The 15520-nt window shown below is 50.6% G+C and carries 16 protein-coding genes; 10 read left to right on the top strand and 6 right to left on the bottom strand.

Translation table 11 applies throughout. The features are described 5' to 3' along the window. Window positions 1–11: 11 nt before the first annotated feature. On the bottom strand, window positions 12–788 hold the full coding sequence (locus V8J63_RS16820) for a class II glutamine amidotransferase (protein WP_024012022.1): 777 nt from the start codon (window positions 786–788) through the stop codon (window positions 12–14). Between the two features lie 15 nt (window positions 789–803). Next, window positions 804–1301: an MFS transporter gene (locus tag V8J63_RS16815; RefSeq protein ID WP_125917781.1), complete on the bottom strand. Its 498-nt coding sequence runs from the start codon at window positions 1299–1301 to the stop codon at window positions 804–806. A gap of 236 nt (window positions 1302–1537) precedes the next feature. Between V8J63_RS16815 and V8J63_RS16810 the strand changes: the two genes are divergently transcribed. Both V8J63_RS16810 and V8J63_RS16805 read left to right on the top strand, forming a co-directional pair. After that, on the top strand, window positions 1538–3592 hold the full coding sequence (locus tag V8J63_RS16810) for a S9 family peptidase (protein ID WP_336464364.1): 2055 nt from the start codon (window positions 1538–1540) through the stop codon (window positions 3590–3592). 237 nt (window positions 3593–3829) lie between these two features. Then, window positions 3830–4303, top strand: coding sequence for a cyclic nucleotide-binding domain-containing protein (locus V8J63_RS16805; RefSeq protein ID WP_016771227.1), 474 nt, complete (start codon window positions 3830–3832; stop codon window positions 4301–4303). Here V8J63_RS16805 and V8J63_RS16800 read toward each other — a convergent pair. After that, the gene (locus tag V8J63_RS16800; protein ID WP_016771228.1) at window positions 4300–4584 is read right to left on the bottom strand and encodes a hypothetical protein; all 285 of its coding nucleotides are present in this window, start codon (window positions 4582–4584) and stop codon (window positions 4300–4302) included. The genes V8J63_RS16805 and V8J63_RS16800 overlap by 4 nt on opposite strands. Window positions 4585–4664: 80 nt before the next feature. On the opposite strand from V8J63_RS16800, the gene V8J63_RS16795 reads away from it, so the two are divergent. Genes V8J63_RS16795 through V8J63_RS16785 form a run of 3 tightly spaced genes read left to right on the top strand, consistent with a single transcriptional unit; the run spans window position 4665 to window position 6168 of the window. Next, a complete protein-coding gene (locus tag V8J63_RS16795; protein WP_016771229.1) occupies window positions 4665–5351 on the top strand; it encodes a spermidine synthase in 687 nt (228 codons plus the stop codon). Window positions 5352–5400: 49 nt separating this feature from the next. Further along, window positions 5401–5754: a YajD family HNH nuclease gene (locus tag V8J63_RS16790; RefSeq protein ID WP_442963531.1), complete on the top strand. Its 354-nt coding sequence runs from the start codon at window positions 5401–5403 to the stop codon at window positions 5752–5754. Window positions 5755–5796: 42 nt separating this feature from the next. Then, on the top strand, window positions 5797–6168 hold the full coding sequence (locus V8J63_RS16785) for a YajD family HNH nuclease (RefSeq protein WP_336464363.1): 372 nt from the start codon (window positions 5797–5799) through the stop codon (window positions 6166–6168). A gap of 1224 nt (window positions 6169–7392) precedes the next feature. Here V8J63_RS16785 and V8J63_RS16780 read toward each other — a convergent pair. Beyond that, window positions 7393–8196 carry a phytanoyl-CoA dioxygenase family protein gene (locus V8J63_RS16780; protein WP_336464362.1) on the bottom strand — a complete coding sequence of 268 codons (804 nt, stop codon included), beginning with the start codon at window positions 8194–8196 and terminating at the stop codon, window positions 7393–7395. Between the two features lie 449 nt (window positions 8197–8645). On the opposite strand from V8J63_RS16780, the gene V8J63_RS16775 reads away from it, so the two are divergent. The 5 genes from V8J63_RS16775 (at window position 8646) to V8J63_RS16755 (ending at window position 14014) form a co-directional block, all read left to right on the top strand. Beyond that, entirely contained in the window at window positions 8646–9524 is an 879-nt protein-coding gene (locus V8J63_RS16775; protein ID WP_336464361.1) for a winged helix-turn-helix domain-containing protein, read from the top strand. A gap of 586 nt (window positions 9525–10110) precedes the next feature. Beyond that, window positions 10111–11208, top strand: coding sequence for an EAL domain-containing protein (locus tag V8J63_RS16770; RefSeq protein WP_336464360.1), 1098 nt, complete (start codon window positions 10111–10113; stop codon window positions 11206–11208). Between the two features lie 209 nt (window positions 11209–11417). After that, window positions 11418–11765 carry a hypothetical protein gene (locus tag V8J63_RS16765; RefSeq protein WP_336464359.1) on the top strand — a complete coding sequence of 116 codons (348 nt, stop codon included), beginning with the start codon at window positions 11418–11420 and terminating at the stop codon, window positions 11763–11765. A gap of 464 nt (window positions 11766–12229) precedes the next feature. Continuing rightward, window positions 12230–12859 carry a riboflavin synthase subunit alpha gene (locus tag V8J63_RS16760; RefSeq protein WP_336464358.1) on the top strand — a complete coding sequence of 210 codons (630 nt, stop codon included), beginning with the start codon at window positions 12230–12232 and terminating at the stop codon, window positions 12857–12859. Between the two features lie 519 nt (window positions 12860–13378). Further along, on the top strand, window positions 13379–14014 hold the full coding sequence (locus tag V8J63_RS16755; protein WP_336464357.1) for an antitoxin Xre/MbcA/ParS toxin-binding domain-containing protein: 636 nt from the start codon (window positions 13379–13381) through the stop codon (window positions 14012–14014). A 21-nt stretch (window positions 14015–14035) separates the two neighbouring features. On the opposite strand, the gene V8J63_RS16750 is transcribed toward V8J63_RS16755, so the two are convergent. After that, complete coding sequence (locus V8J63_RS16750) at window positions 14036–14650, bottom strand: HAD family hydrolase (protein ID WP_336464356.1); 615 nt, start codon at window positions 14648–14650, stop codon at window positions 14036–14038. A gap of 454 nt (window positions 14651–15104) precedes the next feature. Further along, on the bottom strand, window positions 15105–15491 hold the full coding sequence (locus V8J63_RS27830; RefSeq protein ID WP_442963532.1) for a helix-turn-helix domain-containing protein: 387 nt from the start codon (window positions 15489–15491) through the stop codon (window positions 15105–15107). Window positions 15492–15520 lie beyond the last annotated feature (29 nt).

Genomic DNA, 15520 nt, shown 5'->3' with positions numbered 1-15520 from the left:
GGTGCAAATCCTTATTCGGTCTTGCCCTGGCTGACGCATTCGCCGCGTCGCCACAGGCTCCATTGGCCCGGTTCGTAGCGGGTCCAGGTTTCGTTTTCGGTCAGAGGCTCGGTGGCAATCACCGTGACCACGTCGTTGGGCGTGGTTTCGGCCTGAAAGTCGACAATCACATCGACATCCTTGAGCCGCGCCGGGCCGAACGGTGCGCGGCGGGTGATCTGAGCGAGTTTGGTCGAGCAGTAACAGAACAGCCAGTCACCGTCGCTGAGCAGGCAATTGAACACGCCCTTGCTGCGATATTCAGCGCAAGCGGCGACCAGATCCGGCAGCAGCACTTCGATATCGACCGGCTCGGGGAAGGCTGCGCGTACCCGGTTGAGCAAATCGCAGAAGGCCGCTTCGCTGTCGGTATCGCCGACCGGGCGGTAGAAACTCTTGATCGGAGTGAAGTCGGCGAGTTGACCGTTGTGCGCGAAACACCAGTTGCGCCCCCACAGTTCGCGGACGAACGGGTGGGTGTTGGACAGGCAGACCTTGCCGACGTTGGCCTGGCGGATGTGGCCGATGACCACTTCGCTCTTGATCGGATAACGCTGCACCAGATTGGCTACTTCCGACTCGCTGCTCGCCGCCGGGTCCTGAAACAGACGCAAGCCGCGCCCCTCGTAGAAGGCAATGCCCCAGCCGTCGCGGTGCGGGCCGGTGCGTCCGCCGCGCTGCATCAGGCCGGTGAAGCTGAACACGATGTCGGTCGGCACGTTGGCACTCATGCCCAATAATTCACACATGTGCGGACTCTCGGGTTACAGACGCGGCTCGACCCGCATGCGCTGCGGATTGTTCGGCACTGGCGGGCGGCCGTAGCGGTCATCACCGGCGCCGCCGAACGGTTGATCATCGTCGCGCTCTTCGGCACGGGCCGCGGCCTTGGCGGCCTCGGCGCGTTCACGCCGCGCTGTCGAGGCGCGCTCGATCGGCAGGCGGATCAAGACGAAAACCAGATACGCCCCGAAGGCGATCATGCCGTACATGAACAGATCGGAAACCGCGCGCCAGGCGTTGTTGCCGACCTTGAACAGCATGTCCAGGGCGGTGATGGCGATGGCCGGTGCAACTTTGGCTTTCACCGGATCGACGATGGTCGGGCTGAACAGCAACACCGCCATCAGCACACGCAGCGGCTCGCGCAGCCAGCGCCACATCCAGGTGGTCAGGCGCATCCATACCAGCAGGCAGCCCACGGCGGCAAAGGCGTAAAGGCCCCAGGCGATCAGATAGTCGTTCTCGGTCATGGTGTCCATGGCAAGGCAGGCAAATAGGCGCTTATAGTAACGACTTTTCGCCCATGCGGCTTGTCCCAATACCAGACGGCCAGCAGCCGCCCCTGTGGGAGCGAGCCTGCTCCCGAATACGGACTGTCAGTTGCAACAGCGTTGCCTGACACACCGCTTTCGCGAGCAGGCTCGCTCCCACAAGGGCTGCGGCGCTTTCAAGACCTGCGAACAACCCAATTCCGAATATTGTCCGAGAGCCTTCCATGCCCCAATCCGCCAATGTCATGACTGCCCCGATTGCCCAGCGGGCGCCCGGCGCCGACCCGTATGCCTGGCTGCAGGAGCGCGACACCGACGCGGTGCTCGACTACCTCAAGGCTGAAAACGCTTATCAGGAAGCGCAAACCGCCGATCAGGCCGAGCTGCGTGAAAGCCTGTTCAATGAGATCAAGGGACGGATTCTCGAGACTGATCTGTCCCTGCCCTCGCCTTGGGGCCCGTATCTGTATTACACGCGCACCACCGCCGGTGACGAATACGCCCGGCACTACCGCTGCCCGCGTCCTGCCGACGACAGCCTGACCCTCGATGAAAGCCGCGAACAATTGCTGCTCGACCCGAATGCGCTGGCCAACGGCGGTTTCTTCTCGCTCGGTGCTTTCAGCATCAGCCCCGATCACCAGCGCCTGGCCTACAGCGTCGATGCTTCGGGCGACGAGATCTACACGCTGTTCGTCAAAGAGCTGTCCAACGACAGGGTCAGCGAACTGGAATTCGAGGATTGCGACGGCAGCATGACCTGGGCTAACGACAGCCTGACCCTGTTTTTCGGCGTGCTCGACGACACCCATCGCCCGCATAAACTGTTCCGCTATCGCCTCGATGGCACTGCCGCTGAAGAGGTTTTTCACGAGCCGGATGGGCGGTTCTTCCTGCATTGCTACCGCGCCAGCTCCGAACAGCAATTGCTGCTGTCGCTGGGCAGCAAGACCACCAGTGAAGTCTGGGCGCTGGACGCCAATCAGCCGCATCTGCCGTTCAGCTGCCTGGCGCCACGGGTCGAAGATCACGAATACGACGTCGACCACGGCCTGCTCGATGGCGTCTGGACCTGGTTTATCCGCACCAACCGCGACGGCATCAACTTCGCTCTGTATCAGGCCCCGGACACTGGCGTGCCGCCAAGCGAGGCCGAGTGGCAGAACCTGATCCCGCACAACGATGATGTGATGCTCGACGGCGTCAGCCTCAACGCAGAGGCGATGACCTTGAGCCTGCGCGAAGGTGGCCTGCCGATCATCGAGGTTCACCCGCAGGGCCAGGCGTCGTATCGCGTGCAGTTGCCCGATGCGGCCTACAGTCTGCATGTGCAAAACAGCCTGGAATTCGAGAGCGTTCGCATTCGCTTGCGCTACGAAGCGTTGAATCGCCCGGCCCAGGTGCGCCAGTTGATCCTCGCCAGCGGCGAGCAAACGGTGCTCAAGGAAACTCCGGTACTCGGCCAATTTGATGCCGATGCCTATGTCAGTCAACGTCTATGGGCCACCGCGCCGGACGGCACGCAAGTGCCGATCAGTCTGGTGATGAAACGCGAGATGGTCGGTAAACCGGTGCCGCTGTATCTGTATGGTTACGGCGCTTACGGTTCCAGCCTCGATCCGTGGTTTTCCCATGCACGCCTGAGCCTGCTCGATCGCGGCATGGCCTTCGCCATTGCCCACGTGCGCGGCGGCGGCGAGCTGGGCGAAGCCTGGTATCGCGCCGGCAAGCAGGAACACAAACACAACACCTTCAGCGACTTCATCGCTTGCGCCGAATTCCTGATTCTCAACGGCATCACCACGGCGGAGAAACTGGCGATCAGCGGCGGCAGCGCCGGTGGCCTGCTGATCGGCGCGGTGCTCAACCAGCGCCCGGACCTGTTCGGCGTGGCGATTGCCGAAGTGCCGTTCGTCGACGTACTCAACACCATGCTCGACCCCGAGCTGCCCCTGACAGTTACCGAATACGACGAATGGGGCAACCCGGAAGAACCGGACGTCTATGATCGGATCAAGGCTTACGCGCCGTACGAAAACGTCACCGCGCAGGCTTATCCGCCAATGCTGGTGATCGCCGGCTACAACGACAGCCGTGTGCAGTATTGGGAGGCGGCCAAGTGGGTGGCGAAATTGCGCGCAACCAAGACCGACGACAATGTGCTGCTGCTCAAGACTGAATTGGGTGCCGGGCATGGCGGCATGAGCGGGCGCTATCAGGGATTACGTGACGTAGCGCTCGAATATGCATTTGTGTTCAAGGTTTTGGGCCTAGCCTGAGGAACTCCGTCGGTCACTTGGGTCTTAATTCCAGACCCATTGTGGCGAGGGGATTTATCCCCGTTGGGCTGCGAAGCGGCCCCAAAACCTGCAAACTCAGTATTTCTGAAGCACCGAGTTGGCAGGATTTGCGACTGCTGCGCAGCCGAGCGGGGATAAATCCCCTCGCCACAAGAGCCCGTTCCTACGGGATCCGTGTATAGCCTTGAAATGTGATAACAAAAAGACCGCATCGACATGTCTGAACCGACCTTTCTGAACAACGAAATCCGCGACTGGCTGATGGACTGTGGCCTGTTCGATCAATTGCAACTGGCCGACTTTGCGGCCGCTTCCGGCTATTTCAGTATCAGCACCGTGGCTGAGGGCGAGGCGATTTTTCGCGAGGGTGATGCCGGCAGTTTCATGTGCATCATCCACACCGGCCAGGTCGCCGTGCAGAAAACCGGCGCCGACGGCCAGGTGATCACCATGGCCACCCTGCGCAGCGGTCGCGCCTTCGGTGAAATGGCCGTGCTCGATGGCGAGCGCCGCTCGGCTACCTGCATCGCGGCGAGCAACTGTCAGTTGCTCAATCTGGGCAAGGATTCGCTGGAAAAAATGCTCAACGACGCACCGAAAATCGCCGCAAAGATCATCCGCGCCCTCGCCGTCTCGCTGTCCAAACGCCTGCGCATGGCCGACGGCCAACTCGCCGCACAACAGGTTTAACCGCCGGGGGACTTGACCTTGTTGCCGTTCGGCTCGATGCCCGGCACCGGTTGATCCTTGCTCGGCGGGCTGGGCATTTCGATCGGTACCAGCGGCGGGCTGCCGCTGCCGGCGCCCGACTTGGGCAGGGTGATCGGGGTGATCTGCGGATACGGCGTCGGCGTCGCAGTGCCGGGCGAACCGGGTTGCGGCGTCGGGCTGACTGGAACGCTCTGCTGGGCCTGCACTGCAGTAATCGCGAGCGCGGCCAGGGTAATGACCGTTAGAATGGTGCGCTTCATCAAGGGCTCCGTTTGGCCTTTAGTCTGTGCTCAGGCTACTCCCAACGCGCCTGCTTGCCTTCCCCCTTGTAGAGATTTCCATGAAACGTTTCGTTCTGCTCGACACCACCCCGATCCCTGAAAACGGCGGTGCCCTGTGCCTGTTCGAGTATGGCGAGGATTTCGTCATCAAGATCCAGGGCGGCGACGGCGGACAGTTGATGAACACGCGCATGCACGGTTCTGAAGATGCGCTGGCCGAGATTCCCTGCCGCAAGGTCGCCGGCCGGCCGAATTCGCGGGTGTTGATCGGCGGCCTGGGCATGGGTTTCACCCTCGCCTCGGCACTCAAGCACCTGGGCAAGTCCGCCGAAGTGGTGGTCGCTGAGCTGGTGCCCGGCGTAGTCGAGTGGAATCGCGGCCCGCTCGGGGAGAAGTCCGGTCGGCCATTGCTCGATCCGCGCACGGTGATCCGCATGGAAGATGTGGCCAACGTGCTGCAAAGCGAGCCGAACGGTTTCGACGCGATCATGCTCGACGTCGACAACGGCCCTGAAGGTCTGACCCAGAAGGCCAACAGTTGGCTGTACTCCGCCGCTGGTCTGAATGCCTGCGCCAAGGCCCTGCGCCCCAAAGGCGTGCTCGCGGTGTGGTCGGCCAGCGCTGACCGACAGTTTTCCGACAAATTGAAGAAGGCCGGCTTCAAGGCCGAAGAAGTCCAGGTCTTCGCCCACGGCAACAAGGGCACCCGCCACACGATCTGGATTGCCGAGAAGCTCAAGGGCTGAGCTAAACTCTGCGCATAACCGTCATCAGTCTTTCTGCAAAGGTGAACCCATGAGTTCGTCCACCCCCACCAACACGTCGAAGCTGGACCGCATCCTCGCCGACAACCAGCGCGACAAGGAAATGGGCTACCGCGACAAGGCCCTGAAGATGTACCCGCACGTCTGCGGCCGCTGCGCCCGTGAGTTTTCCGGCAAGCGCCTGAGCGAACTGACCGTGCACCACCGCGACCACAACCACGACAACAACCCGCAGGACGGCTCGAACTGGGAGCTGTTGTGCGTGTATCTGCTAGTAATATGGAATGCGACACAGATGTCATGGGCATGGCCCCCATACATGCCACATTTCTGTGAAACTCGAAAAACGGTGCAGCTTCAAAAAGGCATGATCTCAACGACTTGATCACAACACGTGGTCCATTTGAATTTTTAAAGGTAAGAAGAAATGACAAAATCTTCGGCAGAAACTGCAAAGCTGGATCGAATTTTGGCTGACGCCAAACGCGACAAAGAAATGGGCTACCGCGATAAAGCGCTGAAGATGTACCCACACGTGTGCGGCCGCTGCACCCGTGAATTTTCCGGCAAGAGATTGAGCGAACTGACCGTACACCATCGCGACCACAATCACGATAACAACCCTCAGGACGGCTCAAACTGGGAACTTCTTTGCCTATTTTGTCATGACAATGAGCACTCTCGTTACACTGACCAACAGTATTTCACAGACTCTTCAATGAGTTCCCCCAAAATCTCAGTCGCTACCCACAACCCATTTTCAGCACTTGCAGATCTTCTTAAAAAGCAGGAAAAGTAGCCCCTGCCAAAAAATAATTCATTACTATAAAGAGTCTGATATTTAATTTCCACCTACCAATGCATAGGTTATTAACTTCATACTAATAAACACAAAAGCTTTGAATATCAGCAGCATAGCTCTTCCTTCCCACAGTCCATCAACCGGCCTAGCCACCGGTCCAATCGCCCACGTTGACAATCCATAAGCATAGCCGGAATGGGCCCGGTTAATGCTCAGGCAAAAAGAGTATATCTATTCGCAATGAACGGCAGCGCCCGCGAGCCACGCCGAATAGAAGGGACATCAGGTCGCCAGTTGTAGCTTCTCGACGCCGTGTACTGGTGTAATGAAATCAGACACTCACTTAGGTTAGGTTGCTCCCTAGATCGAGGCACCAGATCAAACAATGCCGCTCCTTTTCCCCTGATTGCAAGGGGCGGGCTAGTAGTTTCAGAACTTCAGCATTAATCATGATGGTATACGCGTATTTCTTAGCACACGCCATCGGCCTTAACGTCAAGAACTTCATGCGTTGTTTCGAAATGGTCAGTACGCTTAGCGTACTGACGGAAAATTAGGCATAACGTCCTAGAATTTTTGCTGGAAGGACGGCCAAGCCCCATATTTTTCTAAGAAAGCTGGACTGATAATTTTCAGATTGATGACGTGCTGCACCCTCTTCTCCCGTAAACACCGGCCTCCGAAGGAGTCTGCGCCATTTGCATACTCCCTATTTTAACATCAGCTGTTATCGCCAAGAGTAGGATTAGAACAGTTACCTAATTTTCGCTGACCCAGGGACCTAGCTTGTGAACCATGACTAGTGCTGGATTTTTGCCAATTAGCGTTGGGTTACTGTGGGATCGCCCACCGGATCAATCCGGAGGAAGCAACACCAATGACCCTCAACTTTTTGTCAGTGGCTGGTTCGCGGAGCCTACTCAGGACCAACGCACGGGTTGGGAAGGTTGAGCTCATATATAAAGAAACCGATTTTTACACCGTTATACCTAAATAAACCTAACAGTTAGTTAAATATAACTACCTGTTTCCTAGCAGGTTTCCCAGCCTATCATTTTTTTAGATTCATAATTTTTTTTGGCTAATGCGAGCTCGGACGTTGATAGCGAGCCATTCGAACCTGAAAATGGTCTACAGGCATTTACAAGGTTCGGTTCGTGATTACCCATGGTGCTTGGCCCGGGTCGCAGAAACGACACCACCAGCTCATTGAGGCTGTTTTCAATCCTCCACCTGTTTAATCAAACGAAAGTTCGATACACGGCTAACTCCCTCACTAAATTTTGACATTTGCTCTTGATTTGACAATGACATCAGCTCATTTGCTTTATATCTAAGCCGAGACTCTTTCAATCCAAATTGCAGAACAATTAAATCTCTATCAAATTTACTACGATTTGGCGCACCGCCATGCAAAGTCTTGGAGTGAATAATCAAGCAATCACCAGGCTTAACGTCTGGACAATAAGAATCGACAAGAGAGTTATCAAGTCGGGTATGCGACCCTCTGATAAAAGTAGTGCCCCCATTAATATGTGACATCGAATTCAAGGGAATTAAGACCCTTAAAAAAACTCCGCTTTCATTTGCAAAATATGTATTTTTAAAGTCTCGATGCCACCGAACACCAGGACCCGATTGCGCAGATTTTCTCGTCAAGTTGGAGAAGTGGAACAATAAATCTTCGGGCTCTCGATCCAACAAATATGAAGCGCAATACCAAATAGACTCAAACGCAAACAATCGAGCCAAAAGAGGTTCAAAGGAAAGAAGATTTCTTATTATATAGGGTTCATGATCCCACTCAGCCGGATTAATTTTTGGATTATCATCTGGAAAAATACGAGTGAAGTCACCAATGCTTATTCCTGCTCTATTGATAATGTGCTCACCCGAGCGAAATCGCGCGATCACCCGCCTCACAAGTTTTCCGGCTATACTTATTTCTTGCCTAGGGATGAGTGAACGAACCACCACATATCCATCGGAACGAAAGCTTTTCCGCACTCCCTCATTATCAATCAATTTGAGCAACCAATTTGTAAATTAAACACGATATTGCAAGCGAATGCACTCATACCAACCTAAATCTAGCTCAATCACGCGACAAGACCAATGAAATAACATTAATAGTTATTAAAAAATATTAAACCACAAAAAAACTTTCACCCAATCGCACTTTTGCCTAATGTGTCACTATTATTAACTCGCAGTAATTGCACGTGCCGCACTCTAAGGCACAATTTAAGATAGTTCAACGCAACGTCGATTTCACAGGCCTTTACACAATCAGTAGAAAAGCCGTTAAATAGTTCGCCGCTCCAGAAGCACAGGTAAAAATCAGCATATGGGCATAAAGCACCAACAGTTGCACACAACCAAAACTAGGGCTTGATATTGCCAGGGTACTACCTCGTGCAAACAGAATTTTACCTGCTAAAATAATAGACACATGTACATAACGATGAACAAAAATGAAAACTGAATCCGAATTAAATAAAGAAAAGATCTTTTACTTAAAAACCGGCTCTAAAGACACATTTATAATTTTTGCATCTGACAGCCTCGAGTATACGATAATTCAAAGCGGGCTTAGAATTAGGTCTGCGAATATCGGCTATGCCACGGCAAGAATACTAGAAACACTACTAACGTCTCCTGACACGATCATAGATCGAGAAATAATTATTGCAACCGCGTGGCCTGGTAGAGTAGTAACTCAAAACAGTTTAAATCAATCCATATCCGCTTTAAGACAAATATTCGAGGACGGCGATTCAGTAATCATAAAAACGGTATCCCGAAGAGGGTACCTTTTTAATGCAGGATACATCGCCAACAAAAAGGATCTTCAACTGATAAACGAAGAGCAGGTGGACAGCGAAGACAATTTCCACGATATTCTTCCCGAAACAAGGACGAATCCAAGAAGTAACACACCCACTACCAAAAGCACCTCGCTAAATGGGAAGTTCGACCTAACTTCTCACGGAGCTGTATCAGCTCTTATACTGCTCACAGCTCTGACGTCAATTATATTCTTTATTAAAATATTTTATACCTGGGAAGAAGGACTTTGGTATGCGACACGTAACGTAAAAATAGGTGGGAGTGAAATCTTGTATGTGGCGGAAGATGACTCTGCAATCGACACAATCCAATCAGTAACGAAGGCCACCATCCAGAAATTCATTCATTTATCTAATGATCGCACTTTTGTACTTGTAAATAAAATGCATAGCTATATCGACTTTATCTGCATGAGCAACCCAACCACGCCAAAATTTATACTTGCACATGAAAGTGCTTTAGATAGCATTACCGAAAAGCATATAGAGGACTGCCTAAATTGATTACCAAAAACATAACGATAACAGCTTGCATGATATTGATTATAGGCATGTCCTATATCATTTCTATTAGACCAAACGACATCGTCGAGGGCGATTACTTCTCTACAGGAATAATCATTACTAGTGATCGAACAATACTCAAATCCACTCAGAGACTATACTCAGACGGAGAAAAACTCTTTGGATATTATCAAGTAGGCGACCTGCGCAGCGAACAAAAATTCTCAAAAATATTTAGCCTTAAAGGCCATACGATTTACGAACAAAGTCTAAGCACCGATACAAAGCCCGAACTGTTTAATGACCGAGATCTCGCCTTTAACTCTTCTTATGTTTCGAAATCAAATGCACAGTTAACAGTCAGCAAAATCAAATCAACACCGTCATTTTGTTTTATGATCTATGAGCTAAGTAGCGCTCACTGTTACGACACAAAAAGGCTAAGCACAAACACCAATTCTAGAACGCGAGAAGACCACCGATATGAAAAATAGTGATTTTCCGTGAATGATGCTTCAATTGCATTTACAAGGCTGCGTTCCCCGCTATGATTTGCCAAATACAAACATTGCAAGCATCCATATCTATGAAACTCGAAGTTGAACAAAACCAATTGTTTTCCAAAGCGAAGCAACTGCTCGTGAGCTCGCTATCCTCTAACAGCATGTACAGGAGTCCGACCACCAAAGGAGCAGCATTTTGTATGTATTGGTTGATAATCTGCGGATCAATGGGAGCTGGCGTATATTACTGCTCAGAAATTATAGACCTACTGCATGCAAACTCTAAATTGCCACCAGTCCTAAGTTACGTAATACACCCTGTAAAACTAATGATAATCTTAACAGGAAGCGTTTGTTGCGCAGTAGCCGCCTATAAATTATCAAGTTATTACTATCAAGAAAATATCGCGATAGCTGCTAGATTTAAAAAATCTCTACATATGAATGATCTCAGTCTAAAGTACCAACCTATAGTAGATGCTAGAACAGGACTATGGATCGGAGCCGAAGCTTTACTACGGTGGAAGCATAAAGGAAAAGATGTCCCACCGTCGTTATTCATATCAGCCATTGAGAATACTGAAATTATTGCCGACGCTACTAGATGGGTATGCACGCGAGTTGTAGAAGACTACTGCACAGGAATTCGAGCATGCAATGATTTTTATATAAGTATAAATCTGTCTTCTCGTGACGTTATGGATCCAACATTTCCAGACTTCCTCAGCGAATTAATCCACCGATACAATGCCTATTCGATAAATCTAATGTTTGAGATCACTGAAAACGTTGCTCTCGACGAACCGCTGGCTGTACAAAATTTAAAACGAATTCGATCTCAAGGTCATAAAATTGCCCTTGACGATTTCGGCACAGGTTATTCATCATTTTCATACATAAACACTCTACCGCTGGACAAGCTCAAAATTGACCGCGTCTTTTTGTCGCCGACTTCAAATGAGACCAACTTCATAATCATAGAACAAATAACATGTCTGGCTAAGCGTCTTGATCTGGATATTATAGTTGAAGGTATTGAAGAAAAACATCAAAGCGATAAGCTTTTACAGATCGGAATTTTCTCCCTTCAGGGCTGGTTATATTCGAAAGCAATCTCCCCTGAAGAATTGGTTAGGGGTTTTTTCTCAAAAACTCATCCAAAAACCCATTACGTAATATAGTATCTAGCCCGTTCGTACGCTGAAAAGTTTCTTGGACTAGTCTGAGCTTCTCATCTTTCAAACACTTAAAAAGATCTCTCTTCAGTTACATAGCTTTAATTAGAAAGATGTTATATACACATGGATTGGTGTATTGATTTGACTATTTACCAGGCTAAGCTAGCCTCAGTCTTGCAACAATGACAAACTATACGCATTGGAGAAGATTTATGAAAACCAAAGCAATTTCACTTGTTTTCTTAGTATGCGGCATGTCGGCTCATGCAGATTCGTCTGGCGATGTTCACCTAGCGGATCCGTCAAGGACGCAATTTATTGAATTATCAGATAGATATAATTGTGATGCAAGTGGATACGATTCTAGGTATAGAGGAAATACCGCGCTCTCGCGAGTTGAATTTGCCCAAGTATTAATCCAATGCGGCCGAACAATTAGAAAAATTCAGGCAGGAGCAGAGATAGATGCAAGCCAGCAGGCAGACCTTAAAACACTCGAAACAATTGAAAATAATTTCTCTTCAGAGATACATACTTTGGACCCTAACTACCCTAACTAACCTAACAAAATTATAACCAGCCTTCCTTTTCTATGGCACTAAAATGCTAGGCTGGTAAGTATAATTTAGACTAGCTCGGCTGGTCGTTATCCTTGGGAATAGCTCCCAGCTGAGATTTTAAAAGAGGCATCTCACAGAACTGTTTAGTGCTACGACGTAATTTAATATCTTATTAGCTAGAGAACTGAATTCTATAAATGACGATATAAAGCGGTAGAAAACTTGTTAGATTGCATGAAGGTTAAAAATATAACATTCATTTTTGGAGTATTATTTCCTCCCCATTGCGCATGCACCTTCTCAACCATACTACATTTAAAATGTACTAATATTATTTAGCCACTTCCGCGCAAAATTATAGCTTAATGAGTCATAGACAACTTACCTAGACGGGGCGCTTCGAATTATTACCCCTCCTTCAAACTCACGATCAAAAATAGCATTAATTTATTTGGAGAAACTTGATGTATACCGGCATCGTCCAAGCTGTTTGCCCTTTAATTAGCGTGACGGTCAACCCAGGCCACAATCAAATGACCGTGAACTTCACAGAAGAATTGCTGGACGATTTGAAGATTGGAGCGAGTATCAGTGTCGAAGGTACGTGCCTATCGGTCACGCAAATTCAAGGTACCCAGGTCAGCTTCGATGCCATGACAGCTACGTTAGAGCGCACCAATATACGATATTTCCAATCCGGTCAGCTATTAAATATCGAGCGCGCGATGAAAATCAATGCCGAAGTCGGTGGCCACTTAATGGGGGGACATATCGCCACCACAGCGGTGCTCACAGAGCTTTCGATCACAGATAGTTGCAGCTTCGTTAAATTTTGTATACCTGCGAATTGGAGCAAATATGTTTTTCCCCGCGGTTTCATAGGTGTGAACGGATGTAGCCTTACTGTAGCCGACATGGAAGGTGATATGGTCACAATCTACTTGATTCCGGAAACGCTTCGCCGAACTACGTTTCCCTTCTACAAAGTCGGTGATTTTCTCAATATCGAAGTCGAACAACAAACTTTAGTTCTGGTCGATGTTGTGGAGCGGACCATCAAAGCCACCCTAGCGAGGAATAAACTGTTGCTCTGACGTCAGATTGGGAATAGTCATCGGAAGGCTATACTGTGTCAGATCCGCAGCGACTCACATCGTGCACGTGCTAGGAATAATCCGATCGTACTATACAGGATCCAATAATAGGCATACTTGTGAAGTGCAATTCATGAACTTACGTGGCGAATATATAATCGTGTGCAGCGAGTCCTTGAGATCTTGCAATCGTCTCGACCCAGTCGCCCGGTGTTCTAATTACCCGCTCGTCTCGGACAAAATGTTCAGAACCATCAGTGGCAGGATGCAGTCGCTATCTCGCGCAGCCCAGCAAGTGCAGATTACGCGTTAGGAGCCCCGAAGGGAGCCTCATGCAGTATTGGAAAATTGCAACGTGATCAATCGACATCACGCCAGAATGGACATTTATTGAAGTTTAGTAGACTTTGTACGCTACCTACTACAAGCTCAGTCTAGCGAAAACGCTGTGCCAAACGTGCACGACCATGGGAACGCGAGCATAATCAAAATAATGTAGGCATAAACTGATTGCAGATTATGAACCAGAAAAACCGTTGGGTAGTCGAGAGCATCGATCCAAAAGATGGCAGCGGAGATGTAATTATCAATCTTCCTGCCGAATTCCTTGCCCAAACCGGCTTGGCGATTGGCGACGAGTTCAGTATCGAGATGCAAAATGGCTTGATTGTGCTAAACCCGATAGTTCGCTCATCATTTATTCGGCCATCATCGGAATCCCCACGGGCCGCCCTACATAGGGCTTACAGGTCTTTGCTTGAAACCTATTTGCTTATCCCGCCTGACGCCTCAGATCTCGCCATACATAAAGCAATAGAATCCGGCTTTTCAGCCGCCAAGCTACAAGCGCTCTGCGATGACGGCGTCTTACGGTCTGTCGACAGAGAATGGATCATCCCAAGCAAAATGTTCCACGCTTGTCTAAAAGACGAATCGCCATTAGACGCCGGGGCCAGCGATCGGATGTACCGAGCTGTGCATATGGTTGCGATGGCTACCGCTGTTTTTGGCACATCCGAAAAAGCGACTCACTGGCTCACCAAACCAAAATCCCATCTCGCAGGAACAAGCCCGTTTGAATTACTTCAGACCACCGCTGGCTTTCATTACGCCGAAGAGATGCTGGTCCGCATAAGTGAAGGCCTGTACAGCTAAGCGCTTCTATCAGCGGGATGACTACAAGCAGCCGCCAAGAACATTTTCGGCAAATTGATCTAGCGAACTATGAGGGCTTCGGCCTTGCCGATCCAACCAGAACCCCCTCATTCCGAACGCAGTTGGGCCATCGCAATCGCACTCCTTTGAATCCCCAATCATCCACACCTCTGCCGGCGAAGCCGATACAGCGCGAATGGCATGGCTGTATATTTTGAAATAGGGCTTAACGGCACCCACCTCAAAGCTGTAGGAGTATCCATCCAGTGCAGGATAGAGACGTTCAATTGCCGCCGCGTAAGGTTTCGCGAGATTTGAACAAACCGCTACCCTGACGCCCGCGTCTTGCAGCATTCGAACGGCATGAATGCCATCTGGGTAGGCCTGAATGTCAGCAAGTTCGCGGCCGAGGTCTGACTCCAAGCAAACCATCACGGAGGGATCGACACTAATCCCGAAGAAATCAGCTGCCTGGCGTAAGTCCATAGGCAAAGACAGGATGCATTCCGCATCGTGCGGCTGAGGTCGGCGACCCTGCTCGATTCCAATTTTCAGGATTTTTCGGTAAGGGCTACTGCCTTTACTGATCTGTATGAGGGTGCCGAAGGCGTCGAAGATGACTACGGGAATAGGCATAACAGCTGGCTCTCGAAAGAATGCGTTTCCAGGCAAGTTGCACGATTCAGCCTATTCCGAGCACACATCCGCCAAGCCGCTGGAGACTTTACCTGCCAAAGGTCCTGCAGGCTCAAGCGACACCGTGCCCGCCGCCAGTCGATCAAGCAGCTGAACGTCTGTTCGATTGGACTTTGCTACAACCCGCCTCAAACTCTCGATGCGAGCTTTCGCACCTTTCTTCTGTCGGTTTGGGTTTGGGCGTATACGTGACGTGCTCATAAGTCAGACCTGCGATCAGCCAACAAACAGCCAGGAAACTTACACACCTGTGGATTTCCAGGCTAGCTCCATACGACTGCAATCTTCGTACTGGCCGTGTGCACGGTCAAGGACGTGACGCAATCACCATGCTGCCCCCCCCTAGTAAGTCACAAGCAAAGTGATAAGCGGGCGCTTTGTGCATCAGTGAGTGTTAATCGACTGACGACAGAGAGCTGCTCGCAGACGTGTTTGCGGTAAGCGCCGCGGCGATGAGCTCCTCCAAAGCTTCTACCAACTTCGTCACTGCCGGCTCGCACCCCGGCGCAACTCGAAGTAGCTCGTCCACTTTTCGCCCCAAGCTCGCGGCACTGGGTGAATACTCACGCGGATCGTCTTTAATTTGCAAAAATGTGCATATTTTATGCAAATTTTTGCCGACACTGTTCATCTGCCCCCGCTCGTAGCGAGAGATCTGAGAATGATGAACGTTGACCGCGTTGCCGAGTTCAACCAGCGTTAGTCCAAGACCCAAGCGAGCTTGACGGATCTGCGCCCCAACTAAGGCTACGTCGGATGAAGAGTTGAATTTTTTTCCCATAATGTGCAAAATATTTGCACATATTTTCA

Source organism: Pseudomonas sp. CCNWLW23, from assembly GCF_037095675.1.
Classification (GTDB): domain Bacteria; phylum Pseudomonadota; class Gammaproteobacteria; order Pseudomonadales; family Pseudomonadaceae; genus Aquipseudomonas; species Aquipseudomonas atacamensis.
Note: the sequence above shows the minus strand (reverse complement) of the source record. Positions and strands in the feature narration are given on the sequence as shown.